Raw genomic sequence first — 24,682 nt, forward strand, 5'->3', positions numbered from 1 at the left:
TTTGGTCGAAAAATCGTATAAAATAGCAGGTAGAAAACAGTGTGGGGTGGCGAAACCGTGCTCAAAAACGTTTGTTTTGTATGTGGCAGGAGACATCCCACGGGTCGTGTGTCCATTTTTGCCGCCTCGGACAGACCATAGCGTTGGAAAGAAGATAAGGCTGCGTCGATTTTATGCGTCGCAGCCTTCCTGTTTGTTTTTGAGGCGGACAGGCTTTGGAGAAAAGGAGAGAAGGACGATGCAGCAAACGAAAAAGGTAGCCGTCATCATGGGAAGTGACAGCGATTTGCCGGTGGTGTCCGCCGCCGTCAAGCAGCTCAAGGAATTCGGCATCCCGGTGGAGGCCCATGTCATGTCCGCCCACCGCACCCCGGCCCAGGCGATGGCCTTCGCGTCGAACGCGAAAGACAACGGTTTCGGCGTGATTATTGCCGCGGCGGGGAAGGCCGCCCATTTGGCGGGCGTGCTGGCCGCCCATACCACCTTGCCGGTCATCGGCATTCCGATCAAATCTTCCACGCTTGACGGGCTCGACGCGCTGCTTGCCACCGTGCAGATGCCAAGCGGTATCCCGGTGGCCACCGTCGCCATTGACGGGGCGAAGAACGCGGCCATCCTGGCCGCCCAGATACTGGCCTTGTCCGACGAAGGGGTGGCCGAAAAGCTTACCGCCATGAAGAAGGACATGACCGAAGGCGTGCTCAAAAAGGACGCGGCGCTTGAGGGAAAGCTCGCTGCCCTGTAAGCCGGATGCGGGAACGTAAGAAACCCAGGACGAAACGGATAAGGAGTGTTAGCATGGCGCACAAGCCTCACGAAGAATGCGGACTATTTGGGATTTACAACAAAGACGGATTGCAGGTGGCGGAGGAGACCTATCTGGCCCTCTATGCCTTGCAGCACCGGGGCCAGGAAAGCGCGGGCATTGCGGTCAACGACGGCGGCGTCATCACCGTCCATAAGGACATGGGGCTCGTGCCCGACGTGTTCGACGAAAAGACCATCAAGAAGCTGGGAAGCGGGCAGCTGGCCATCGGCCACGTGCGCTATTCCCCCAGCGACAAGCTGGAGAGGGCGAACTCTCAGCCGCTGGTGATGCGCTATGTCAAGGGGACCCTTGCCATCGGCCACAACGGCAGCATTGTGAACATTCCTGAGCTCAAAAAGGAGCTGGAATACGGCGGCGCCATCTTCCAGACCTCCTGCGACGCAGAGATCATCGCCTATATCATCGCCCGGGAGCGGCTCAACGCCGGTTCCATCGAGCAGGCGCTGGTCAACACCATGAAAAAGCTCAAGGGCGCCTATTCCCTTGTCATGATGTCCCCCAAGAAGCTCATCGCCGCCAGAGATCCTCAAGGTTTCCGGCCACTGTGCATCGGCAAAATCGGGGAAAGCTACTGCTTCGCGTCGGAGACCTGCGCACTGACCTCTCTGGGCGCCGATTATGTGCGCGATGTGGAGCCCGGTGAGGTGGTAGTGGTGGATGAAAACGGCCTTCGCAGCCTCAAAGACCACTGCGGCCAGAAGTCGTCTTTGTGTATTTTTGAGTTTGTCTATTTCGCCCGGCCCGACTCGGTTATCGACGGCCAGAGCGTGCATTTTGCCCGCCAGAACGCGGGACGTATCCTGGCTCAGGAGCATCCAGTGGAAGCGGACCTGGTTATGGGCGTGCCCGACTCGGGGCTGGACGCGGCTCTGGGATATTCTTATGAATCGGGGATTCCCTACGGCATGGGCTTTGTGAAGAACCGGTATATAGGCCGCACCTTTATCCAGGAAACCCAGAAGCAGCGGGAGCGCTCGGTGAGCATCAAGCTGGGAGCTTTGGGCGCGGCGGTCAAGGGCAAGCGAGTGGTACTGGTGGACGATTCCATCGTCCGCGGCACTACCTGCGCGAATATCGTAGCCAACCTGCGGGCGGCAGGCGCGAAAGAGGTACATATGCGCATCTCCTCTCCGCCTTTTATGCACCCGTGCTACTTCGGAACCGACATCAGCTCCCGGGAGCACCTGATTGCATGTAAGATGTCCATCGACGAAATTCGTGACCACATCGGCGCGGATTCCCTGGGGTACTTGAGCATCGAAGGGGTGCACGCCATCGCCAAGGAGTCGAACCTCAGTATGTGCGACGCCTGTTTCACCGGCCGGTATCCCATTGAGGTGCCCGACGAGATGCCCAAGGATAAATACGATCAGAAAATAAAGGCGTAAGCCCAAAATAAGCGATACGGCGGCGGTTGCCGTTTGACTATGAGAGACTGGCGGCAAAGGAAGGCCGCCGGGGAAATGGTGGTAGGAATGAACAGTTTTTCGGACAGCTACAAGGCGGCGGGCGTTGACGTGACCGCCGGCTACAAAGCGGTGGAATTGATGAAATCCCACGTGGCGCGCACGAAGATTCCGGGCGTGCTGTCGGGCATCGGCGGCTTCGGCGGCCTGTTTGAGCCGGATTTGAGCGGTGTAAAAAACCCGGTGCTGGTCTCCGGTACCGACGGGGTAGGCACCAAGCTGAAGATCGCGTTTTTGCTGGATAAGCACGACACCGTCGGCATCGACTGCGTGGCCATGTGCGTCAACGACGTGGTCTGCTCGGGCGCGAAGCCCCTTTTCTTCCTGGATTACATTGCCGTGGGCCGCAACGTTCCCGAACGGGTGGCGGCCATCGTCTCCGGCGTGGCGGAAGGCTGCGTGCAGGCGGGGTGCGCCCTTATCGGCGGCGAAACGGCGGAAATGCCCGGCTTTTACCCGGTGGACGAATACGATTTGGCTGGCTTCTCGGTAGGAATGGTGGACAAGGACAGGATTGTCGACGGGAGCAAGGTAAAACCTGGGGACGTGCTCATCGGCGTGTCCTCCTCGGGCGTGCATTCCAACGGCTTCTCCCTGGTGCGCAAGATCTTCCATGTGGGCGAGCAGAACCTGAACCTGCATGTGGAGGAACTGGGCAAGACCCTGGGCGAGGAGCTGCTGACTCCCACGAAGATTTACGTCAAACCCCTCTTAAAGCTCATGGAGGAATGCGACGTGCATGCTGTTTCTCACATCACCGGCGGCGGTTTTTATGAGAACATCCCGCGTATGCTCCGTCCCGGCCAGATGGCCCGCATTGAAAAAGCAGCCGTGCCGGTGCTGCCCATCTTCCATGTGCTCCAGCGTACCGGCGGCGTGCCTGAGCGGGACATGTTCAACACCTTCAACATGGGCGTGGGTCTGTGCATCGCCCTGCCGGCCGACGAAGCGGATAAGGCGATTTCCGTGCTCAAGGAAGCGGGCGAGAACGCCTGCGCCCTTGGCGAAGTGAAGGACGGCGAGGGTGTCGAGCTATGCTAAACATCGCGGTTTTGGTATCGGGCGGCGGCACCAATCTGCAGGCGCTTTTGGACGCCCAAGCGAGAGGCGAGATCAAAAACGGGAAGATCGTCCAGGTCATCGCCAGCCGGGAAGGCGTCTATGCCTTGGAGCGGGCGAAGAAGGCGGGGGTCCCCGCCAAAGTGGTAGCCCGCAAGGGCCGCACTCCCGAGCAGTTTGACCAGGCGCTCACCGAGGCTTTGGATGCATGCAAGGCGGACCTTGTGGTGCTGGCTGGCTTTCTCTCCATTTTAGGAAAGCGGGTCCTTTCCCGGTACAGCAACAAAATCTTAAACATCCATCCTTCTTTGATCCCCTCCTTCTGCGGGGACGGTTTTTACGGCCTGAAGGTCCACGAGGCGGTCTTGGAGAAGGGCGTAAAGGTGACCGGCGCGACGGTGCACTTTGTCAACGAAGTGACCGACGGCGGCGCCATCCTGCTCCAGCAGCCGGTAGCGGTGCTTGAGTCGGACACGCCGGAAACCCTGCAGCGGCGGGTGATGGAAGAAGCGGAATGGAAGCTGCTTCCCAAGGCGGTTTCCCTGTTCTGCGAAGGCCGGGTGGAGATCGACGGCAATCACACCAGAATTCGGTAAATACATAGGGCACCTGGCAAACGTTCGCCGGGTGTCCTGTGTTCGGTTACACGAGAAACGAAAAGAGGAGACTTGCGGGATGAATCAGAAACGTGCGATACTCAGCGTGTCCGATAAAACGGGCATTGTGGATTTTGCAAAGGAATTGGTGGCTCTGGGCTTTGAGGTGATCTCCACGGGCGGAACCGCCAAGGCTTTGAAGGAAGCGGGCGTGCCGGTCACCGGCGTGTCCGATGTGACCGGGTTCCCGGAATGCCTGGACGGCCGGGTAAAAACCCTGCATCCCATGATCCATGCGGGCATCCTTGCCATGCGCGGCAACCCTGAGCATATGCAGCAGCTTGAGAAGCTGGGCGTCACCCCCATCGACGTGGTGGCCATCAACCTCTATCCCTTTAAGCAGACCATCCTAAAGCCCGGCGTTACCCTGGAGGACGCCATTGAGAATATCGACATCGGCGGTCCCACCATGATCCGCGCTGCCGCGAAAAACTGGCAGGACGTATCGGTGATCGTGGATCCGGCGGATTACGGCAAGGTGATCGCGGAGTATAAAGAGAACGGGTCGGTTTCGAGAGACACCAAGTTCGCCCTGGCGGGAAAGGTATTTGACCATACCGCCCAGTACGACACCATGATCTCCACCTACCTGCGCCGCCAGCGCGGGGAAGAGGGCTTGCCTGACGACCTGTCTTTGACCTATGAGAAGGTGCAGGACCTGCGCTACGGCGAGAACCCCCACCAGAAGGCCGCCTTCTACCGGGAGATCGGCAACCACGACAATACCCTTGACGCAGCCGAGCAGCTCCACGGCAAGGAGCTTTCCTACAACAACATCAACGATGCAAACGGCGCGCTCGACCTGCTCAAGGAGTTTGGTGAGGAAAAGCCGGTGGCGGTGGCCGTCAAGCATGCGAATCCCTGCGGTGTGGGCACCGGCGAAACCATCTGCCAAGCGTACAAAAACGCATATGACGCCGACCCGGTTTCCATTTTCGGCGGCATCGTGGCGTTAAACCGCCCGGTGGACAAGGATACCGCCCAGGAGCTGGCAAAAATTTTCTTGGAAATCATCCTGGCGCCTGCCTTTGATGAGGATGCGCTTTCGATTCTCACCCAGAAGAAAAACATTCGTCTCTTAAAGCTGCCGAACTTGGCAAAGCCCAACTCCAAGGACCTTCTGGATATGAAGAAGGTAGCCGGCGGCCTGCTGGTCCAGAGCTTGGATACCGAGCTTCTGCACGAGGAGGACCTGAAATGCGTCACCAAGCGTGAGCCTACCCCTGAAGAAATGGAGCAGCTTCGGTTTGTTTGGAAAGTGGTCAAGCACGTGAAGTCTAACGGCATCGCCCTGGCGAAGAACAACGCCACTGTGGGCATCGGCCCAGGTCAGACCAACCGTATCACCGCCCTGGAGCTGGCCATCAAGTACGCCGGCGATAAGGCGGCGGGCAGCGTCATGGGTTCGGACGCCTTCTTCCCGTTCCCTGACTGCGTAGAAGCCGCCCAGAAGGCGGGCATCACCGCCATCATCCAGCCCGGCGGCTCCATCCGCGACCAGGAAAGCATCGACGCCGCCGACAAGGCGGGCATCGCCATGGTCTTTACCGGCATGCGCCATTTTAAGCACTAAACTTTATTTTCTCCCGAAAGGAAGGAATCCCAATGGATATCTTAATGGTCGGCGGCGGCGGGCGGGAGCACGCCCTCATCCGCAAGCTTAAGGAAAGCAAGCGCTGTGGCGCCATCCATTGCGCGCCGGGCAACGGCGGCATCTCCCGGGACGCGGTGTGCCACAACGTGTCCGGCACCGATGTGGACGGAATCGTCAAGCTCGCAAAGGAGCTGAAGGTAGACTTGGTGTTCGTCGCACCCGACGATCCGTTGATGGCAGGCTTGGTGGACGCGCTGGAGAAGGAAGGCATACGCGCCTTCGGCCCCCGGCAGAACGCCGCGCTGATTGAAGGCAGCAAGGTCTTTTCCAAGAACCTGATGAAAAAGTACGGCATCCCCACCGCTGGATACGAAGTATTCGACGATCCGAAAGAGGCTCTGCGCTACATTCAGGAGCAGAACACCTATCCCACCGTCATCAAGGCGGACGGCCTTGCGTTGGGCAAGGGAGTCATCCTGGCGGAGAACGAGGAGCAGGCCAAGGACGCCCTTCACTCCATTATGGAGGACAAAGTGTTCGGCGCATCCGGCAGCCGGGTGGTCATCGAGGAATTCCTTACCGGCCCGGAGGTGTCCGTGCTGTCCTTTACCGACGGTAAGACCCTGTGCCCCATGGTTTCCTCCAAGGATCACAAGCGTGCGCTGGACGGGGACAAGGGCCTCAACACTGGCGGCATGGGTACCGTGAGCCCCAACCCTTTTTACTCCGACGAGATGGCAAAGCGCTGCATGGAGGAAATCTTCCTGCCCACGGTCAAGGCCATGAACGAGGAGGGCCGCCCTTTCAAGGGCTGCCTCTATTTCGGCCTGATGCTTACCGAGAAGGGCCCGAAGGTCATCGAGTACAACGCCCGGTTCGGCGACCCGGAGACTCAAGTGGTGCTCCCGCGGCTGAAAACCGACCTGCTGGACATCATCGACGCAGTGATCGACGAGCGCCTTGATGAGCTTAGCATACAGTGGTCCCAGGAAGCCTGCGCCTGTGTGGTTATGGCGTCGGGCGGGTACCCGGGCAGCTACCCCAAGGGCATCGAAATCACCGGGCTTGACGAAAACGGCCAGGCTGACGGCGCGATTGTGTACCACGCGGGCACCGCGTATCAGGACGGCAAGTTCTTTACAAACGGCGGCCGGGTGCTGGGCGTGACGGCGCTGGGGGACACCCTGGACGAAGCGCTTAACAAAGCGTACGACGCGGTAAAAACCATCCGGTTCGACGGGGCGCACTACCGCACCGACATCGGCCGCATCGGCATGAAATAATCGTTGCAGGAGAGGCGTTCCGAAAGGAATGCCTCTTTGTTTGGTTGGTCCACCGGCAACGCCGGTTAAGGCAGCCCTTGTAGCTGGAGCGAAGCAAGCCATAAAATAGCATAAGCCTCGCTCAGAGCACAAGCACCCGTTTTCGAGCGGCGGGTTGGACGCTTTGAAACACCTGCCGGTCAAAGGCTTTTTATGGCGTCCATGGTGAAGAAGCACACCTCTATAAAGCTGGGAAACGAGAGGAAATGCAAAAAAGAGAAACCGGTGTAAAGAAAAAGCCTTGACAGTGGGAGGAAAACCTTGTATAATACAAACCTGTAAAGCAATTTTCTTTACAGGCGAGGGGGCGTTTCGGTTGGCAAAGAACCTACAAGTCTCGGTGTTGCTGGACTTTTACGGCGACATGCTCACCGATAAGCAGCGCGACGTGATCGACCTGTACTACAACGACGACCTGTCGCTGGCGGAAATTGCGCAAAACGAAGGAATTACCCGTCAGGGCGTGCGGGATTCCATCAAGCGGGGGGAAGCCCAGCTCTTTGAAATGGAGGAGCGGTTAGGGCTTGCCAAGCGGTTTGGAAAAATGGAAGAGGGCCTGCAAAGCATTCTGGAAGCGGCCCGGCTGATTGAAGAGGCGAACATCCGCTGCGGCGGTTCGCCGACTATAAAGGAGCAGGCGCGGCGGATCGCGAAGGTGGCCGCGGCGCTGTGCGACGAGGAATAAACGTGCTCGAATGGAGGAGACACAATGGCCTTTGAAGGTCTTTCGGATAAGCTGAGCAATGCGTTTAAGCGGCTGCGGTCAAAGGGAAAGCTGTCCCAGTCCGACGTCAAGGAAGCCATGCGCGAGGTGCGCCTGGCCCTGCTGGAGGCGGACGTGAACTACAAGGTCGCCAAGGACTTTGTGGCCAAGGTATCCGAACGGGCGGTGGGCGCCGAGGTCATGGAAAGCCTTACGCCTGCCCAGCATGTGATTAAGATTGTCAACGAAGAGTTGACGGCGCTCATGGGCGGCGAGAACGTGCGCATTGCTTCCGCGCCAAAGCCCCCTACGATTGTCATGCTCTGCGGCTTGCAGGGCTCGGGTAAAACCACCCATGCGGCCAAGCTGGCCCATATGTTTAAGAAGCAGGGCCGCCGGCCCCTGTTGGTCGCCTGCGACGTGTACCGTCCCGCCGCCATCACCCAGCTTAAGGTCATGGGAGAAAAGGCAGGGGTATCTGTTTTTGAGCAGGGCCAGGGAAACCCCGTCAAGATCGCCAAGGAAGCGGTCAAGCACGCCAAGGACTACGGCAACGACTTAGTGCTTCTGGATACTGCCGGCCGGCTGCACATCGACGAGACGCTTATGGACGAGCTTAAGCGGATCAAGGCGGAGGTAGGCCCTCATGAAATCCTGCTGGTGGTGGACGCCATGACCGGCCAGGACGCGGTCAACGTGGCCAAGGCCTTTGACGAGGCGCTGGGCATTGACGGCGTGGTTCTCACCAAGCTCGACGGCGACACCCGCGGCGGCGCGGCCCTTTCGGTCCGGGCGGTCACGGGAAAGCCCATCAAGTTCGCGGGTACCGGCGAAAAGATCGAGGAAATCGAAGTCTTCCATCCGGAACGCATGGCGTCGCGGATTTTGGGCATGGGCGATGTGCTGAGCCTGATTGAAAAGGCCGAGTCCCAGCTGGACGTGAAAAAGGCCGAGCAGATGGCCCGGCGTTTTTCGGAAAACAAAATGGATTACAACGACATGCTCGATCAGTTTGCCCAGGTGCGCAAGCTCGGCCCCATCAAGCAGATTCTGAGCAGCCTGCCGGGCATGGATAAGCATTTGAAAGAAGCGGACATTGACGACTCCCAGATGGACAAACAGATGGACCGCACGGTGGCCATCATCCTGTCCATGACCAAGCGGGAGCGGGCGTGTGTGGACGCCATCAATCCTTCCCGTAAGCGCCGCATCGCCGCGGGCAGCGGCACGAAGGTGGAGGATGTCAACCGCCTCATCAAGCAGCTCGAGCAAATGCAGCAGATGATGAAGCAGTTCGGCGGCAAGGGAAAGAAGCGCCGCCGGATGATGGGGATGCCCCCTCCGGGCGCGTTCCCCAGGTAACAAAGTCGCAGCGTACCAAGCAAACTTGTTTGTTGGTGTTGACGATACTACATTTTATTATTCTCAGGAGGTAACTGACCAATGGCAGTAAAAATCAGACTGCGCCGCATGGGCGCGAAAAAAGCCCCGTTCTACCGCATCGTAGTGGCGGATTCCCGCTATCCCCGTGACGGCCGTTTCATTGAGGAGATCGGCTACTACAATCCCCTGACCGAGCCGGCTACCGTGAAGGTGGACGCGGAAAAGGCCAAGAAGTGGATCGCCAACGGCGCTCAGCCGACCGATACCGTCAAGGCGCTGTTCAAGAAGAACGACGTTCTGTAAGGGCAAGAGGTGGAACTGTTGAAAGAACTTCTGATCATCATTGCCAAGGGCCTTGTGGAAGACCCGGACGCGGTGAATGTGACCGTCGACGAACCCAATGAAGAGGGCGTGACGGTTTACCATCTGCATGTGGCGCAAAACGACATGGGCCGCGTCATCGGCAAGCAGGGCCGCATTGCCAAGGCAATGCGCACGGTCATGCGTGCTGCAGCCAGCCGCACTTCCCAGAAGATCGCGGTGGAAATCGACTAAGAAACCATCAAAACGGCTGAAATCCCGGGCACATTGCGCTTTGGATTCCAGCCGTTTGGCTTGTGCGGGACCGCCGCCCCGCCGTTTTGGCGTGGTCAGGAGGCGAAAAGCAATCCGGCGGCAAAAGGCCGGGGAAGGGAGCGGAACATGAAAAAGCGGTATCTGGAGGTAGGCAAGGTCACCGGGACCCACGGCATCCGCGGGGAACTGCGGGTGCAGCCCTGGGCCAACGGCCCGGACTTTTTGTGCGGGTTTGATACCCTCTATTTCAAAAAAGGGGAAGAGCCGGTGACGGTGGAAAGCGCCCGCCCCCACAAGACGATGGTCCTGCTAAAGCTCAAAGGGATTGACGGCATCGAAGCCGCCCAAACCCTGCGGGACCGGGTTTTGTACATCGACCGAGCGGATGTGACCCTCGCTCCCGGGGAATACTTCATCCAGGACCTGCAGGGCCTTCAGGTGCAGGACGCGGATACCGGCGAAACCTACGGAGAGTTGTCCGACGTCAGCCGCACCGGAGCCAACGACGTTTACCATGTGAAAACCACACAGGGCGAAGTGCTCATTCCCGCCATCCCCGACGTGATTGTGGAAACCGACATCGAGGGCGGTATTATGAAGATCCGTCCCATCAAGGGGTTGTTTGACGATGCGCATTGACATGCTCACCCTGTTTCCCGCCATGTGCGAGGCGGTGCTGTCGGAAAGTATCGTAGGCCGCGCCCGGCAGGAAGGGCTCGTCACGGTGGAGTGTCACGACATCCGCGCGTATACCCTGGATATCCACCGCCGGGTGGACGACTACCCCTACGGCGGCGGAATGGGTATGCTTTTGCAGGCCCAGCCCATTTACGACTGCTTTGAGGCGGTGTGCCGGGCCGCCGGCTCCCGTCCCCACCTGATCCACCTTTCCCCCCAGGGAAAGGTATTTACCGAACGGCGGGCGGTGGAGCTTTCCAAGATGGAGCACATCGCGTTTTTGTGCGGCCATTACGAGGGAATCGACGAACGGGTGATCGAAGAGCTGGTGGATGAGGAGATTTCACTGGGGGACTTTGTTCTCACCGGCGGTGAGCTGCCGGCCCTGGCGGTGGCCGACGCGGTGCTTCGCCTGGTACCCGGCGTGCTGGCGGACGAGCTGAGCTTTACCGAGGAAAGCCATTTTAGCGGCCTGCTGGAATATCCTCAGTATACCAGACCCCCGGTCTGGCACGGCCGCGAGGTGCCGGGGGTGCTCCTGTCCGGGCATCATAAAAACATTGCCGATTGGCGGCGGGAGCAGTCTCTGAGGCGTACGATGGATCGCCGCCCCGATTTGATGGAATCCTTTGTGCCTGACCGGCTCGACCAGAAGCTGCTCGAACAAATCCATGCCCGGGAAAAGTCAAAAAATAGGGAATAACAGGAAATTTCCATTATTTTCTGAAACCCATTCGGTATTTTGAGCGGGATTCGGTATAATGGGAACGAAAATGCTGTATAATTATTTGTGGAATTGTCCAAGCCGGGAAAAGAAAAGGGTCAAATTAAACAAACGTGGCGGAATTTATTGCAGCGCGCTATGGTCATCAATACGAAATATAGCGCACGGCCCCGATTGGAAACCAAAATCGTTGACGTTGCGGGCAAATTTGCTTATAATAGGATAAAAGGAAGAATACTAGAGTGAATTGCTATTGACAGGGGGAAATTTCGAAGATGACTTATAAAGATGTCACCGTTCAGAATCAGGTAGGTCTGCATGCGCGGCCCGCTACCTTCTTTATCCAGAAGGCAAATGAATACAAGTCTTCCATCTGGGTGGAGAAGGAAGAACGCAGGGTCAACGCGAAAAGTCTTCTGGGCGTCCTTTCTTTGGGCATCGTCGGCGGAACGACGATCCGCATCATTGCGGACGGTGACGATGAGACGCAGGCTGTGGACAGCCTGGTGAACCTGGTACAGTCCGGCTTTGCCGAATAAGCGTCAACGAATCAACCCGCTGCGCTTATACCAGGAGGAATATTCCCGATATCATGAAGAGGGCGGACTTGAGAAAAGTCGGCCCTCTTGTTTTTTTCACTTCCTTCGCATATACTTAGATGGAAAATCATTCTTATAAAGGAATTCGGCCGCCGTTTTTGCCGGCACCGGGAGAGGAAAGCGGAAAGGCGCGGTACTATGCAGCCCAAGCGGCTTTACAGGATGGAAGAGGGCAGGATGGCCAAGTGTTTAGGCATTGACCCAGGTCTGATACACATCCGTGGACTTTTGTGTTGTGTGCGGGTGCCGGCCTCATCGCCTATATCATCGCGGCCTGCATTCTGCCACGCAAAATCCAAATGATCCAGTAACCGATTCAAACCGCGCGTTTTTTAAAGGAGGGCAATTTTGGAGGATACCCTTTTACGGCTGCGGGAAAAGGCCAGGCGCCTTCCCTTGGAGCCGGGCGTATATATTATGCATGACAAGCAGGGCAAGATTATCTACATCGGCAAGGCAAAGGCGCTTAAAAACCGGGTCAGCCAGTATTTCGGCGCCGGCAGCGGGCATACCGACAAGGTGCGCCAGATGGTCAGCCGGGTAGAGGACTTTGAGTATATCGTTACCGACAGCGAGTTTGAAGCGCTGGTGCTCGAATGCAGCCTTATTAAGCAGCATTCGCCCAAGTATAACATTCTCCTGAAGGATGACAAGGGCTATCATTACGTCAAGATCACCCAAGGACCCTGGCCGCGTATCACCAGCGAAAAGCAGATTGTGCAGGACGGGGCCAATTATCTAGGCCCCTATGTGAGCTCCTGGACGGTCAAACAGGCGGTAGGCGAGGCGAACAAGATTTTTAAGCTCCCCACCTGCAGCCGCAAATTCCCCCAGGAGTTCGGCAAGGGCCGCCCCTGCCTGAATTTTTATATCGACCAGTGCTGCGCCCCCTGCCGGGGAAAGCTTTCCGAGAAGGAATACGGGGAGTTTGTCTCCCAGGCCATTGATTTTCTCAGAGGCGGCAGCAGCTTTTCGGTGAAATCCCTCACCGAACAGATGGAACGGGCTGCGGAAAATCTGGAGTTCGAGCGGGCCGCGAAGCTTCGGGACAAGATCAACGCCATCAAGAAGATCACCGAGAAGCAGAAGATCGTGGATTCCCATATTCCCGAGCAGGACGTGATCGCGTTGGCCACGCTTGGAACTCAGGCGGCGGTGGAGGTGTTCCGGTTCAAGGGCGGGCGGCTTTTTGACCGGGAGGATTTCCTCTTAGGGGAGATCGACACGGCTGTCGCCGCACGCAAGGAATTTCTGGAGCGGTACTATTCCATCCGGGAAACAGTGCCTCCCGTGGTCACGCTGGACGAGCCGGTGGAGGACGCGCCGCTTCTGGAGGCGTGGCTTAGCCAGAAGGCGGGCCGGCGGGTACATATCCATGTCCCCCAGCGCGGGGAACAGAAAAGACTCGTGGAAATGTGCCGGTCGAACGCTTCCGAAAAGCTTGCCCAGCAAAATGGGAGGACCGGCAAGGAAGCGGCGGCGCTTGACGAGCTGTCACGGCTTCTGGGGCTTTCCGAACCGCCCCACTACATCGAGTCTTACGACATTTCCAACACCGCCGGCAGCGAGAACGTGGCCGGCATGGTGGTGTTTGAAGACGGACGGCCTCTGCGGTCGGCCTATAAAAAGTTCAAGATCAAAGGGTTCCAGGGGCAGGACGACTATGCCTCCATGAACGAGGTGCTCACCCGCCGCTTTTCCCACTACGAGGAGGAAAAGGACACGGGCAGGGGTTTCGGCCGCCTACCGGACCTGATTTTGCTCGATGGGGGGAAAGGTCAGGTGGCGGCGGTAGCTCCGGTGCTCAGGCAGTTCGGCCTTTCGATTCCGCTCTTTGGCATGGTCAAGGACGACAAGCACCGCACCCGCGCCATCGCGTCGCTGGACGGGGAAATCGCCATTTCCATGACCCGCAGCGCCTATACCCTGGTTTCCACCATTCAGGAAGAGGTTCACCGGTTCGCCATCGGGTACCACCGCCAGCGGCGCAGCAAGTCGGCACTGTCCTCCACGCTGCTTTCGATTCCAGGAGTGGGGCCCGCCCGCGCAAAGGCCCTGCTTTCCCATTTTGGAAGCGTGGGGCGTATCAAGCAGGCAAGCGAAGAAGAACTTGCCGCGGTCAAAGGAGTATCGGCACCGGCGGCGAAAGCCATCCGGCTTTATTTTGACACGATGGAAGAATAAGGGACAGGAGATAGGTCTATGATCAAAAGCTACGTCAGCGCCAGCTCGCTGCTGTTGTCTTGTTTTGCATTTGTGTTTTTTGGGATTGCGGCGATTATCTGGAGAGAGTCTCTGCTGTCCATTGTCTACCTGGTCACTTCAGGGCTCTTGGCTATCGCTGGAGTGGTGCAGTTGGTTACCGCGGTATCCAGCAAGCCTTTTTTCAAAAACGGTCTTTTAAAGATTCTATCGGGCCTTTTGACCATTGGCTTGGGTGTCCTTTTGTATCTGGACCCGGATAAGTTCAAGGCGGTTTTACCCATTCTGCTGGGACTTTATATGATGATTCTAGCTATCATCAAGCTCATCTCCTTTTTCCAGTACACGGAGGACAAGTTGATTTACCGGCTTTACCCGCTGGTTTCCGGCTTGGTCATGATCGTGTTTTCCGTCGTCATTATGAGTAATCCCTACGAGAGCGTGTCTACCGTCATGCTCATCATCGGGATTTTCCTGATTTTTTACGGATCGACTTATTTGATCGACTTTTTCCGGGAAATACTACCCTTTAAGAACCCCGGTAAGATCAAGCGACACATCCGCATCACGTTGCCGGTGGTATTTGTCTCCTTTATGCCCAAGCTGATGCTTTCGAAGATCAACAATTTTCTTCAGTCCTCCAAGCAGGAGGAGGTCCCTCAAAGCCCGGTCAAGGATGAGAACCCGCCGGATATTGAGGTGTTCATCCACGTCATGGAAAAAGGTACCGGCGTCATGGGGCATATGGACCTTTTTTACCGGGGCCAGGTTATCTCCTACGGCTGCTATGACAAGGCGTCTCAAAAGCTGGACGGCGGCATGGGAGACGGGGTGCTTTTTACCATTGACAAAAAGGAAAAATACGTGAATTTCTGCAATAATTATGCGGGAAAAACTCTGTTTTGCTTCGGCCTTCGCCTGACCGAGGAGCAGAAAAAGCGAGTGGATCAGAAGATGGATGAAATCTTCAGCTATCTCTATGAATGGGATCCGCCGGTGGTGGAAGCGATGAGGCGCGGGGAAACGGATTTGGACAAGTATAAGGAATACGCCAGCCGGCTTTACCGGGTGACGGAAGCGAAATTTTATAAGTTCACCAAAAGCTCTTTTAAAACCTATTTTGTCCTTACTACCAACTGCGTCAAGCTGGCCGACGAGGTCATCGGCTCTTCCGGGACCGACGTGTTGGGCATCAACGGCCTGGTTACGCCCGGCACCTATTACGACTATCTCAACCGGGAATATACCCTGAAAAACGGAATTGTCATTTCCAGGGAGGTTTACCGCAACAATCCGGAGCAGAAAGAAATCGTCCGGGGTTGACAAGAACCGACGAAAAATGGGATAATAAATAAAATATCCCCACGCATACCGGCTGTCGTTCGCTGCCGGACGGGGAGCACCACATGGAGGGAAAACCCATGCGAGTCATAACAGGAACCGCCAGAGGCCGGCGTTTGATTACCCGGGAAGGGGAGGATGTGCGTCCCACTTCCGACCGGGTGAAGGAAGCGGCCTTCAGCATCATACAGTTCGAGGTGGAGGGCCGCAAGGTGCTCGACCTGTTTGCAGGCTCCGGGCAGATGGGCATCGAAGCCCTCAGCCGGGGAGCCGCATCCGCCGTGTTTGTGGACCAAAGCGCCAAAAGCGTGGAGGTGGTACGAAAGAACCTGGAGACGGTAGGCTTTGAAGGCAAGGCCCAGGTGTTCACCACCGGGTACGACGCCTTTTTGCTGAGTACCGCCGACCGCTTTGACCTTGCGTTTTTGGACCCGCCCTATGAAAAGGGCTTTGTGGAAAAGGCGCTCCCCCTGCTTGCCCCAAAAATGAACCCCGGCGGGGTCATTCTCTGCGAGCATTCTGAGCGGGAAAATCCGCCCGGAGAAATCGGCGGGGGCTTTGCCCTGATACGCACCTACCGGTACGGAAAAATCCGCCTGTCGGTCTACAGAGGGGGTACGGAAGATTGATTACCGCAATCTGCCCGGGCAGCTTTGACCCGGTGACGCTGGGGCATCTGGACATCATCCGCCGGGCTGCGTCCATGTTCGACCGGGTGATCGTCGCCGTTATGGGCAATTACGCCAAGACCCCATGCTTTACCGCCCAGGAACGGGTGGCGTTCTTAAAGAGGGCCATCGACCTGCCCAATGTGGAAGTGGACGCGTTCGACGGCCTGCTGGCCGACTATGCCCGCATCAAAGGAGCCAAGGCGCTGGTCAAGGGCCTGCGGGCAGTGTCCGACTTTGAGTATGAATTTCAGATGGCGCTTGCCAATAAGCGCCTGAATCCGGACCTGGAAACCGTATTTTTGACTACCACCGCGGAAAACATGTTTTTGAGCTCCAGTGTGGTTCGTCAGATCGCCATGTATGGAGGGGACATCTCCGAATTCGTTCCGACCTGTATCATTGACGATATCAACAAAAGGCTTCTTAAAAAGGGGGATGACCAATCATGACCGTAGAAGATATTCTCGACCAGCTGGACGAAATGGTGGAAAAGTCCTTTCTGGTCCCGCTGTCGGGTGGGAAATGCTTTGTGGATTCGGGCAAAATCCAAGAGCTCATCGACGACATCCGTTTAAACCTGCCCCAGGAGCTGCGTCAGGCCCGCGCCATCGTGTCGGACCGGGGCGACATCATCGCCACCGCCCGGCGGGAGGCGGAATCCATCATCCGTACCGCGGAGGAACGGGCGCGCGCGCTGGTCGGACAGGAGGAAATTGTCAAGCAGGCCCAGCAGAAGGCAAACGACATGCTCGGTCAGGCCCAGCTCAAAGCCCGGGAGATGCGCAAAGCAGCCAGCGATTACATTGACGACCTGATGAAGCGGGCGGACGACGCCCTTACCGCCAATCTCTCCCATGTGCGCGAAGCGGCGAAGAACCAGGAAGACGTCATGACTCAGCTGTTAAACGACCACCGCCGTCAGGTCAAGAATAATGACGACGTGCTCACCCATCAGATTGCCGAGCTTCGAAAAACCCGCCAGACCCTGCGAAATCCCAAGGCGTCGGCGGACGATTAAATCAAGGAAAAAAGCGGCTGCATATGCAGCCGCTTTTTTATAGCGATCGGCCAAATTAGTCCGTTGGGAGCGTGTCCTTAGGGGAATAAACCTATCCATGGGGCGGTGCGTCTTGCCTTATCCGAAAAACAGCTTCTTATTCCGCCATCGCTCAGTAAAGCCATTCAGTGGGCAGAAAGAAGAGATAGGGAGCGGTGAAAATAGCCATGTACAGGGAAAGAATGTGCTTGCTGCGGGCAGGCAGGTCCACCTTTCGGAAGGTAAGCTTCCGGTTGAACCAATAGATAAGGATGCCGCATAAGGCTACCACCAGCAGGACCAAAAGAAAGGCGGGGAAGCTTTGAAACGGGTTTTGGGATACCGGCCCTCCAATGGTATTCATCCACCAGCCGTCCGGCCCCAGCACGGCCAGAAGAAGAAGGCCGGACCCCGCCAGGTCCGCCGCCAGCCCCAGCAAAAACGCCTTCCATATGGTCTTTTTGTACACAAGGTCCAACCGCTTGACTTTGAGAAACTTTCCGCCCACCTGGAACACGATGGTGTCGATCAGAAAGTTTCCGATGATGACGAAAATCCAGCCAACCGGATAAATCAGCAGCAGCCATACCGGAAAGAGGATGTTATAAAATCTAGTTTCCTGTTTCATAGAGCACCTCATTTCTCGTTTTTTCCGTCCCGTTTAGTATACCGGAACAAAAGAAAAAAGAAAAGAGGGGAACGCTCCTCCATTGCATGAAAAAAAGAAAAAGCCCCGTGCTATTATAAACACGGGGCTTTGGCTGGTATTCATTCCTGTGGCTCAAAGACCGATTCGATCACCCTCGAACAGCTTTCCGGCGAATACTGCCACCGGTCCATATGTTCTCCTTCAAAGAAATACCGGGGTTCCTCCGGCAGCACACAGGCTTCAAAGGAGTCAATGATGATGAGCTTTACCTTCATCCGGTCCGGAATCAGGCTCTTAATGAAAACGCTGGCCTGCTGGCCCACGTACACGTCGTCCCGCGGCTCCGCCAGCCCCGCCAGGTTGGGGGACAGCTCCACGAAAATCCCATAGCTTTCCACGCTGCGGATGGTGCCCGCCACCGTCTGCCCCTGTTCGAACAAGGCGGCGTTTTCTTCCCAGGTGCCTAAAAGCTCTTTGTGGGAAAGGGTAATGCGTCCGCCTTCCTCCACATTCTTGACCACCGCGCGGATATCCATGCCGGTCTGGAACCGGTCCCTGGGATGAGAAATGCGGGAAACGGAAATGGCGTCGATGGGGAGCAGGGACGGCAGTCCGCAGCCGATGTCCGCAAACGCGCCGAAGGGCTCCAGATGGGTAATCCGGGCGTCGATGACGTCGCCGGGCGTGAGCCTCGTTATGTAATCGGCCAGACATTCCTTTTGTACCGCCCGGCGGGATAACAGAGCGTATTCGCCCTTTTCGTCGCTTTGAAACCCGGTGACGACAAAGCAGACGGGTTTTCCGACCCGGGAAATGATGGCGATGTCCCTGAGGTTTCCTTCCTCAATGCCGATGGCGCCTTCCAGACGTGGAATCATGCCCCGCATGCACCCCAGGTCCACCCAGAGGTTGTGGGCGCTGTCGCACAAGACAGCCTTGGCTTCTAAAATATGCTGTTCCGCAATGGCGTCCGCCAAGGCGGCGCGGCTGCGGGTGCGGGACTTGTTTTCCAGAGAGTTGAGAAGATAGCCTTCCGGTTTGAATGTGTTCACGTTTTCATATGCCTCCTTTTTTTACGCTGGATGCCCTCCGGTCCTTGTTTTCCTAGCGCACCGCCCCGGCCGGAGGGCTTTCCTTCAATCAAAACGCCGCAGTTTTTGCTGTTCAAAGTTGCCTTCAGCCAATATCTATGCAGAACGAGCAAAGGCTATGCCAAAAAGAAAAGGCCCGCGCCCGGGAGGCTTCCCGAACACGGACCAAAGGTTCCTTTTTTAGGAGACGATTACTTTTTTCACGTCGTGCCCGCCTTGGCTGTACATCAGGTTGCTGGCAAGCCCGGCGCAGTCGTCGTCTACCTCCACGGTGAGGATGGTGTTTTGCCGCAGCGCCGGTTCGTACTCCTTCGGGTCCACCGAACGGTAGGGGTGAAAGGCGCTGGAGAGGTCCCCCGCCGAGCCGTAGGAGGACATCAGCGGAACCGGAGCAATGGAGACGTCGTCGTTGATGGGGAACGCCATGGTCACGTCGCCTCTGCGTACATCGTGGATTTCCTCGCGGGAATTGAGCCGTACCGCGTGTACGTCGTTGATGCGGTAACGGATGAGGCGCGCCGCCGTTTCGGCGGAATCTATATTTTCAAACTCTGCAATGATTCGGGTACTCATTCTTGCCACCTTACTTTCCTTTGTTTCAGTCCTATTTTGCCCGTATGAAAAAGCGGCATACATGCAACAATGTGGAAAGGATGATATTTGTATCTTTTTTCCAAATGCTATCAAAAAAGAAAGCTGTTTCTAGCAAAGTCCGCCTGCATCGGCCCGCCGAAAGCCTTTTTGCCGGAAGGGAACGACAAAAAGCCTCTGGCTTTTTTACCGCAGTGTGGTATAATAACTCTACTGTGGCGATACCAGGTTTTTCTTACGTAAGGACGGCTAAAACAATCCCGGCAAAGGAGGCGGCGGCATGAACGTCAATGTAGGGGATACCTTAGAAATGAAGAAAAAGCATCCCTGCGGCAGCAACCGCTTTCTGGTGCTGCGCTCGGGGATGGACTTTCGCATCCGCTGCCTGGGCTGCGGGCACGAAATTATGGTGCCCCGGGTGAAGGCGGAGCGCAACATCAAAAAAATTCTGCCTGCCTCGGCCGGCGAAAACAAAAACGGGCCGCTCTAGCGTGTCCCTTTTCGAACCCAAAATACGCACAACACACACGGAGGGAACGCCATGTTTGACAGACTTGAAGAAGTCGAAAAGAGATACGAGGAAATCTCCGGGCGGCTTTATGACCCCCAGGTCATCGCCAACCAGGAGGAATACAGGTCCCTGATGCGCGAGCATAAACAGCTGACTCCCATTGTAGAAGCCTACCGGGACTATAAAAAGGCCAGTGAAAACTGCGCCCAGGCCAAGGCCATGATGGGGGATTCGGCGCTGGAAAAAGAGCTAAGAGAGCTTGCCGAGGAGGAATGGGCCCAGTCCAAGGCGGACATGGAGCGCATTGCCGAGGAGCTCAAGGTGCTCCTTTTGCCTCACGACCCCAACGACGACAAAAACGTCATCGTGGAAATCCGCGGCGGCGCCGGCGGGGAAGAGGCGGCTTTGTTTTCCGCCTCCCTTTTTCGGATGTACAGCATGTATGCTGAGCAGAGGGGATGGAAAACGGAAGTCATTTCCGCCAACGAAACCGAGCTCGGCGGCTATAAGGAAATCAGCTTCCTGATTTCCGGGGAAGGAGCCTATTCGAGGCTCAAATTCGAAAGCGGGGTGCACCGGGTTCAGCGGGTGCCGGAAACCGAGTCCCAGGGCCGCATTCATACCTCTACGGTAACGGTGGCGGTGCTGCCGGAAGCGGAGGACGTGGAGCTGGACTTAAATCCCGCCGATTTGCAGATTGATACCTTCCGCGCGTCTGGCGCCGGCGGGCAGCACATCAATAAGACCGAGTCCGCCATCCGCATCACCCACATTCCCACCGGCATCGTGGTGGAGTGCCAGGACGAGCGCAGCCAGTATAAGAATAAGGATAAGGCCCTAAAGCTTATCAAGGCGAAAATCCTCGACGGCAAACGGGCCGAGCAGGAGAACGCCATCGCCGCCGAGCGCAAGGCCCAGGTGGGAACCGGCGACCGCTCCGAACGTATCCGCACCTATAACTATCCCCAGAGCCGCATCACCGACCACCGCATCGGCCTGACGCTCTATAAGCTGGAAAGCGCCCTCAACGGGGATCTTGATGAGGTGATCGACGCCCTCATCACCGCCGACCGGGCGGAAAAACTCAAAGCGTCCGGTGAGGAATAAGCCCATGGAAACGGCACTGCTCAACGGAACGAAGAAAGAAGATATCGCAAAAGCCGCCGTTCTTCTGAAAGCGGGAGGCTTGGTGGCCATTCCTACCGAGACGGTATACGGCCTGGCGGCGAACGCGCTCGACGGCAGCGCGGTTAAGCGGATTTTTGAAGCCAAAGGCCGCCCGCAGGACAATCCCTTGATCGTGCATATCGCGTCTCTGGATACCCTACCCAAGCTGGTGGCCTCTGTGCCGGATGAGGCGCTGGCGCTGGCGGACCAGTTCTGGCCGGGGCCTCTGACCATCATTTTGCCCAAAGCCTCTTGCATCCCGGATGAAGTGTCCGCCGGGCTTGAAACGGTGGCGGTGCGCTTTCCCTCCCACCCGGTAGCGAGAGCCATCATTGAGGCAAGCGGCCTGCCGCTGGCCGCTCCATCGGCCAACACCTCCGGCCGTCCCAGTCCCACCAAGGCCGAGCATGTGCTTCATGACCTGCGTGGAAAGATCGAAGCGGTGGTGGACGGAGGCGACTGTGGCGTCGGGCTCGAATCCACCGTGGTTTCACTGGCCGGAAACCGGCCCAGGCTCTTGCGCCCGGGTGGCGTCACCCATGAGCAGCTCGAAGAGGTACTCGGTGCTGTGGAGATTGACCCTGCCGTTACCCACGCGGTGCAAAAAAATGCGGTGGTGTCCTCTCCCGGCATGAAATACAAACACTATTCACCCAAAGCCAGGGTGGTTATTCTAAAGGGCGGCGGGGAAGACTATATCCGGTATGTAAACGCGCACAAGCGAGAGGGCGCGGCAGCCTTGTGCTTTGATGAGGACGTTGCCGCTGTGCAGGTGCCGGCGGTTTCTCTTGGCCCTGAAAAGGACGGGGAGGAGCAGGCACGGCGCCTGTTCGACGCTCTGCGGACGATCGACCAATTGGGCGCCGTTCTCGCCTATGCCCGCTGCCCGGAGCAGACAGGCGTGGGGCTTGCCGTTTATAACCGGCTTATTCGCGCCGCCGCATTCGAGGTGATCGAACTGTGAGTCATGTAATCCTAGGGTTGACCGGCCCCACCGGCGCGGGGAAAAGCACGGTCGCCGGCCTCCTTTCCGGCCTGGGCTTCGCCGTCGTCGACGCAGACCTAGTGGCCCGGGAGGTCATGGAGCCGGGTTCCCCTCTGCTTTTGGAACTGAGCGACCGGTTCGGGTCGGACATTCTTCGGGAAGACGGGTCCCTGGACCGCAGGCTTCTAGCTGCACGGGCCTTTTCCAGCAAGGAAGGGAGCGCCGCTCTCAACGCCATTACCCACCCGGCCATCTGCCGGCGGGCGAAAAGCCGGATGGAGGCTTTGGCAGCGGCTGGAAACTCGTTTCTTTTGTTTGACGCGCCCCTGCTTTTCGAGAGCGGTGCGGACCAAATCTGCGACGTTACCGCCTGCGTGGTGGCCGATGAAGAAACACGGCTTGCCCGCATCATGGCAAGGGACGGGATCAGCCTGGCTGAAGCACGCTTGCGTATGTCCGCCCAGCCGCCCGCGTCCTTTTATACCGATCGGTGCGACTATGTGCTCGAAAACAACGGGGACGCCGCGCATCTGAACACACAGGTAAGGACGCTAATGGAAACACTTCGCAGGAGGATGACCGGATGAAGGGCAAAAAGATACTGCTGGGTACGGTCGTCGGGATTCTGGTGCTGGCGGTGGCGGTGCAGGTGCTCCGGTTTGGATACACCCAGTTTATGCACAGCTCTTATCCCCGCCCGGAGGAATATCAGGCCCTGGTCACTCAGGCGAGCGCGGACACCGGCGTCAACGAGGCGCTGATCTATGCGGTCATCCGCACAGAAAGCGGCTTTCGGCCCCAGGTGGAGTCCCACGCGGGCGCCATCGGCCTGATGCAGATTACCCCCGCCACCTTTGATTGGATCCGGTTCATGACCGGGTGGGACGAGCCGCTGACCTCGGAGGACTTAAACGATCCCGCGGTCAACATCAAATACGGCACTCAGCTCCTTTCCATTCTGCTGACCGAGTTTGAAACCCAGGACGAGGCGCTGGCCGCCTATAACGCGGGCCGTAGCCGGGTCAATCAATGGCTTAAAGACCCGGAGTGTTCGAAGGATGGGGAAACCTTATCGTACATTCCCATTGAAGAAACCCGCAATTATGTCAAGAAGGTAGAGGACGCGCGGCAAACCTACCAGCGTCTTTATTACGATACAGCCAGTTCGCAGAAATAAAAGAAAAACGCGGAAATTTTCCGCTGATGGAGGGATTTATCATGGAACAAAACTTTGACGCTCTGAAAAAGCAGCTGCTCATGACTCGCAAGAACCTAGCGGTGGGCCTCTCTGAGGGCGACGTGTCCAAAGCCGACGGGTACTGCGACGGGTACAAGGCATTTTTAGACCAGGCGAAAACCGAGCGGGAAGCGGTAAACTATGCCGAGAACGCCGCCCGGCAGGCGGGCTTCGTCCCCTTTGCCTATGGAAAACAATACGCGCCCAACGACAAGGTATACTTTGTCAACCGCGGCAAGGCGATCATTCTCGCCGTCATCGGCGAAAAGCCGCTGACCGAAGGGGTGCGCATCACCGCCGCCCATATTGATTCCCCCCGGATCGACTTAAAGCCCAACCCGGTCTATGAAGACGGGGAGCTTGCCTATTTCAAGACCCATTACTACGGCGGCATCAAAAAGTACCAGTGGACGGTAATGCCCTTGGCGCTTCACGGCCGCATCATCAAGAAGGACGGCTCTGCCGTGGACGTGTGCATCGGCGAGGAGGAGAGCGACCCGGTATTTTGCATCACCGACCTGCTGCCCCACCTGGCGGACGAACAGATGAAGCGCACGCTCGCCCAGGGTATCAAGGGCGAGGAGCTCAACGTGGTCATCGGTTCGCGTCCTCTGGGAGAAGCCAAGGCCAAGGAAGACGAGCTTGTAAAGCTCCATGTCCTGCGCTTGCTCAACGAAAAGTATGGCATCGTGGAAGCGGATTTCCTTTCCGCCGAGCTGACTCTGGTTCCCGCCCACAAAGCCAAGGACGTGGGTCTCGACCGGTCCCTTGTCGGCGCTTACGGTCATGACGACCGGGTGTGCGCCTACCCGGCCCTGACCGCCATTCTCGCGTGCGATCGGCCCAAACACACGGCGGTCACCGTCCTCACCGACAAGGAAGAAATCGGTTCGGACGGCAATACCGGCCTCAACTCCGCTTATCTGAAAGACTTTATCACCGCCCTGTCGGACGCGGCCGGCGTACCGTCCTACGTGGTGTTGGCCAACTCCGAATGCCTCTCGGCGGATGTAAACGCCGCCCTCGATCCCACCTGGCCGGACGTGAGCGAGCCGCGCAACAGCTCCTATGTCAACTACGGTGTAGTGGTCACCAAATACACCGGCGCCAGAGGCAAATCCGGCACCTCCGACGCTTCCGCCGAGTTTATGGGAAAGGTGCGCCGCCTGTTTGACGAGCACGGCATCAAGTGGCAGATTGGCGAGCTTGGCAAGGTGGACGCCGGCGGCGGAGGAACGGTGGCCATGTTCATCGCGTCGCTGAACGTGGACGTGGTGGACGTAGGGGTTCCGGTCCTCTCCATGCACGCCCCCTTTGAGCTGGTCAGCAAGCTGGACGTGTATATGGCCCATCAGGCATTTCATGTATTCTTCCAGGCATAAGCGGAAAAGAGGCACTGCTCTATATAGCAGTGCCTCTTTTCCTGCAGCCAACGTCCAACAGAAAACAAAACCGGTTTGCCTGTTGTTTGTTTGTGCAAGCCTGGAACACAGACGACAGGAATAGAAAATCCTGTATTCGAATCGCATTCCTAGTAAAACAGTAATTTCTTCAGCCGGCCTGGGGCCTTTTCCGGATTTTCCTCAGGAAGAAGAGAAACGGTTTTTGTAGC

General features: G+C 57.3%; 27 protein-coding genes. 24 read left to right on the plus strand and 3 right to left on the minus strand.

Translation table 11 applies throughout. From position 1 onward, the window contains the following. Positions 1-238 precede the first annotated feature (238 nt). From purE to WMO26_RS05515, 18 genes are all read left to right on the plus strand, one after another. The gene (gene purE, locus WMO26_RS05430) at positions 239-745 is read left to right on the plus strand and encodes a 5-(carboxyamino)imidazole ribonucleotide mutase (RefSeq protein WP_349218715.1); all 507 of its coding nucleotides are present in this window, start codon (positions 239-241) and stop codon (positions 743-745) included. 53 nt (positions 746-798) lie between these two features. After that, a complete protein-coding gene (gene purF, locus WMO26_RS05435; RefSeq protein WP_349218717.1) occupies positions 799-2,217 on the plus strand; it encodes an amidophosphoribosyltransferase in 1,419 nt (472 codons plus the stop codon). Positions 2,218-2,304: 87 nt separating this feature from the next. Further along, a complete protein-coding gene (gene purM, locus WMO26_RS05440) occupies positions 2,305-3,336 on the plus strand; it encodes a phosphoribosylformylglycinamidine cyclo-ligase (protein WP_349218812.1) in 1,032 nt (343 codons plus the stop codon). Beyond that, entirely contained in the window at positions 3,330-3,950 is a 621-nt protein-coding gene (purN, locus tag WMO26_RS05445) for a phosphoribosylglycinamide formyltransferase (protein WP_349218719.1), read from the plus strand. The genes purM and purN overlap by 7 nt, the downstream gene beginning before the upstream one ends. Before the next feature lie 79 nt (positions 3,951-4,029). Then, a complete protein-coding gene (gene purH, locus WMO26_RS05450; protein WP_349218720.1) occupies positions 4,030-5,583 on the plus strand; it encodes a bifunctional phosphoribosylaminoimidazolecarboxamide formyltransferase/IMP cyclohydrolase in 1,554 nt (517 codons plus the stop codon). A gap of 32 nt (positions 5,584-5,615) precedes the next feature. Then, positions 5,616-6,887 (plus strand): phosphoribosylamine--glycine ligase, encoded by a 1,272-nt coding sequence (gene purD / locus WMO26_RS05455; protein WP_349218722.1) that lies wholly within the window; start codon positions 5,616-5,618, stop codon positions 6,885-6,887. Positions 6,888-7,242: 355 nt separating this feature from the next. Next, positions 7,243-7,611, plus strand: a complete 369-nt coding sequence (gene ylxM, locus WMO26_RS05460) for a YlxM family DNA-binding protein (RefSeq protein ID WP_349218724.1) — start codon at positions 7,243-7,245, stop codon at positions 7,609-7,611. Between the two features lie 24 nt (positions 7,612-7,635). Next, positions 7,636-8,991, plus strand: coding sequence for a signal recognition particle protein (gene ffh / locus WMO26_RS05465; protein ID WP_349218726.1), 1,356 nt, complete (start codon positions 7,636-7,638; stop codon positions 8,989-8,991). A gap of 81 nt (positions 8,992-9,072) precedes the next feature. Next, positions 9,073-9,315: a 30S ribosomal protein S16 gene (rpsP, locus tag WMO26_RS05470; protein WP_349218728.1), complete on the plus strand. Its 243-nt coding sequence runs from the start codon at positions 9,073-9,075 to the stop codon at positions 9,313-9,315. 18 nt (positions 9,316-9,333) lie between these two features. After that, on the plus strand, positions 9,334-9,567 hold the full coding sequence (locus tag WMO26_RS05475) for a KH domain-containing protein (RefSeq protein ID WP_349218729.1): 234 nt from the start codon (positions 9,334-9,336) through the stop codon (positions 9,565-9,567). A gap of 147 nt (positions 9,568-9,714) precedes the next feature. Further along, positions 9,715-10,227 carry a ribosome maturation factor RimM gene (gene rimM, locus WMO26_RS05480; protein ID WP_349218731.1) on the plus strand — a complete coding sequence of 171 codons (513 nt, stop codon included), beginning with the start codon at positions 9,715-9,717 and terminating at the stop codon, positions 10,225-10,227. After that, entirely contained in the window at positions 10,217-10,969 is a 753-nt protein-coding gene (trmD, locus tag WMO26_RS05485) for a tRNA (guanosine(37)-N1)-methyltransferase TrmD (RefSeq protein WP_349218732.1), read from the plus strand. The genes rimM and trmD overlap by 11 nt, the downstream gene beginning before the upstream one ends. Before the next feature lie 296 nt (positions 10,970-11,265). After that, positions 11,266-11,529, plus strand: a complete 264-nt coding sequence (locus tag WMO26_RS05490) for an HPr family phosphocarrier protein (RefSeq protein ID WP_349218734.1) — start codon at positions 11,266-11,268, stop codon at positions 11,527-11,529. A gap of 408 nt (positions 11,530-11,937) precedes the next feature. Further along, positions 11,938-13,773, plus strand: coding sequence for an excinuclease ABC subunit UvrC (gene uvrC, locus WMO26_RS05495; protein ID WP_349218736.1), 1,836 nt, complete (start codon positions 11,938-11,940; stop codon positions 13,771-13,773). A gap of 18 nt (positions 13,774-13,791) precedes the next feature. Further along, the gene (locus tag WMO26_RS05500; RefSeq protein ID WP_349218738.1) at positions 13,792-15,114 is read left to right on the plus strand and encodes an HdeD family acid-resistance protein; all 1,323 of its coding nucleotides are present in this window, start codon (positions 13,792-13,794) and stop codon (positions 15,112-15,114) included. A gap of 98 nt (positions 15,115-15,212) precedes the next feature. Continuing rightward, complete coding sequence (gene rsmD, locus WMO26_RS05505) at positions 15,213-15,761, plus strand: 16S rRNA (guanine(966)-N(2))-methyltransferase RsmD (RefSeq protein ID WP_349218740.1); 549 nt, start codon at positions 15,213-15,215, stop codon at positions 15,759-15,761. Next, on the plus strand, positions 15,758-16,252 hold the full coding sequence (coaD, locus tag WMO26_RS05510; protein WP_349218741.1) for a pantetheine-phosphate adenylyltransferase: 495 nt from the start codon (positions 15,758-15,760) through the stop codon (positions 16,250-16,252). Before rsmD ends, coaD begins: the two co-directional genes overlap by 4 nt. Beyond that, positions 16,249-16,821 (plus strand): ATP synthase subunit B family protein, encoded by a 573-nt coding sequence (locus tag WMO26_RS05515; protein ID WP_349218743.1) that lies wholly within the window; start codon positions 16,249-16,251, stop codon positions 16,819-16,821. The genes coaD and WMO26_RS05515 overlap by 4 nt, the downstream gene beginning before the upstream one ends. 151 nt (positions 16,822-16,972) lie before the next feature. Here the strand turns inward: WMO26_RS05515 and WMO26_RS05520 are convergent, their stop codons facing one another. From WMO26_RS05520 to WMO26_RS05530, 3 genes are all read right to left on the minus strand, one after another. After that, a complete protein-coding gene (locus WMO26_RS05520) occupies positions 16,973-17,467 on the minus strand; it encodes a hypothetical protein (RefSeq protein WP_349218744.1) in 495 nt (164 codons plus the stop codon). Positions 17,468-17,607: 140 nt separating this feature from the next. Further along, entirely contained in the window at positions 17,608-18,540 is a 933-nt protein-coding gene (locus WMO26_RS05525; RefSeq protein WP_349218746.1) for a S1 RNA-binding domain-containing protein, read from the minus strand. A 219-nt stretch (positions 18,541-18,759) separates the two neighbouring features. After that, positions 18,760-19,152, minus strand: a complete 393-nt coding sequence (locus WMO26_RS05530; RefSeq protein ID WP_349218748.1) for a hypothetical protein — start codon at positions 19,150-19,152, stop codon at positions 18,760-18,762. Positions 19,153-19,450: 298 nt separating this feature from the next. Between WMO26_RS05530 and WMO26_RS05535 the strand changes: the two genes are divergently transcribed. From WMO26_RS05535 to WMO26_RS05560, 6 genes are read left to right on the plus strand one after another with little or no spacing between them, the layout of a single operon-like run. Then, entirely contained in the window at positions 19,451-19,660 is a 210-nt protein-coding gene (locus tag WMO26_RS05535; protein WP_349218749.1) for a DUF951 domain-containing protein, read from the plus strand. A gap of 51 nt (positions 19,661-19,711) precedes the next feature. Further along, positions 19,712-20,788: a peptide chain release factor 1 gene (gene prfA, locus WMO26_RS05540; protein WP_349218751.1), complete on the plus strand. Its 1,077-nt coding sequence runs from the start codon at positions 19,712-19,714 to the stop codon at positions 20,786-20,788. Between the two features lie 4 nt (positions 20,789-20,792). Then, positions 20,793-21,812, plus strand: a complete 1,020-nt coding sequence (locus tag WMO26_RS05545; protein ID WP_349218753.1) for an L-threonylcarbamoyladenylate synthase — start codon at positions 20,793-20,795, stop codon at positions 21,810-21,812. After that, positions 21,809-22,420, plus strand: coding sequence for a dephospho-CoA kinase (gene coaE, locus WMO26_RS05550; RefSeq protein ID WP_349218754.1), 612 nt, complete (start codon positions 21,809-21,811; stop codon positions 22,418-22,420). The genes WMO26_RS05545 and coaE overlap by 4 nt, the downstream gene beginning before the upstream one ends. Further along, on the plus strand, positions 22,417-23,010 hold the full coding sequence (locus WMO26_RS05555; RefSeq protein WP_349218756.1) for a lytic transglycosylase domain-containing protein: 594 nt from the start codon (positions 22,417-22,419) through the stop codon (positions 23,008-23,010). Before coaE ends, WMO26_RS05555 begins: the two co-directional genes overlap by 4 nt. Positions 23,011-23,051: 41 nt before the next feature. Next, complete coding sequence (locus WMO26_RS05560; RefSeq protein WP_349218758.1) at positions 23,052-24,452, plus strand: aminopeptidase; 1,401 nt, start codon at positions 23,052-23,054, stop codon at positions 24,450-24,452. The last annotated feature ends 230 nt before the right edge of the window (positions 24,453-24,682 follow it).

This window comes from Solibaculum intestinale, assembly GCF_040096205.1.
Classification (GTDB): Bacteria; Bacillota; Clostridia; order Oscillospirales; family Acutalibacteraceae; genus Solibaculum_A; species Solibaculum_A intestinale.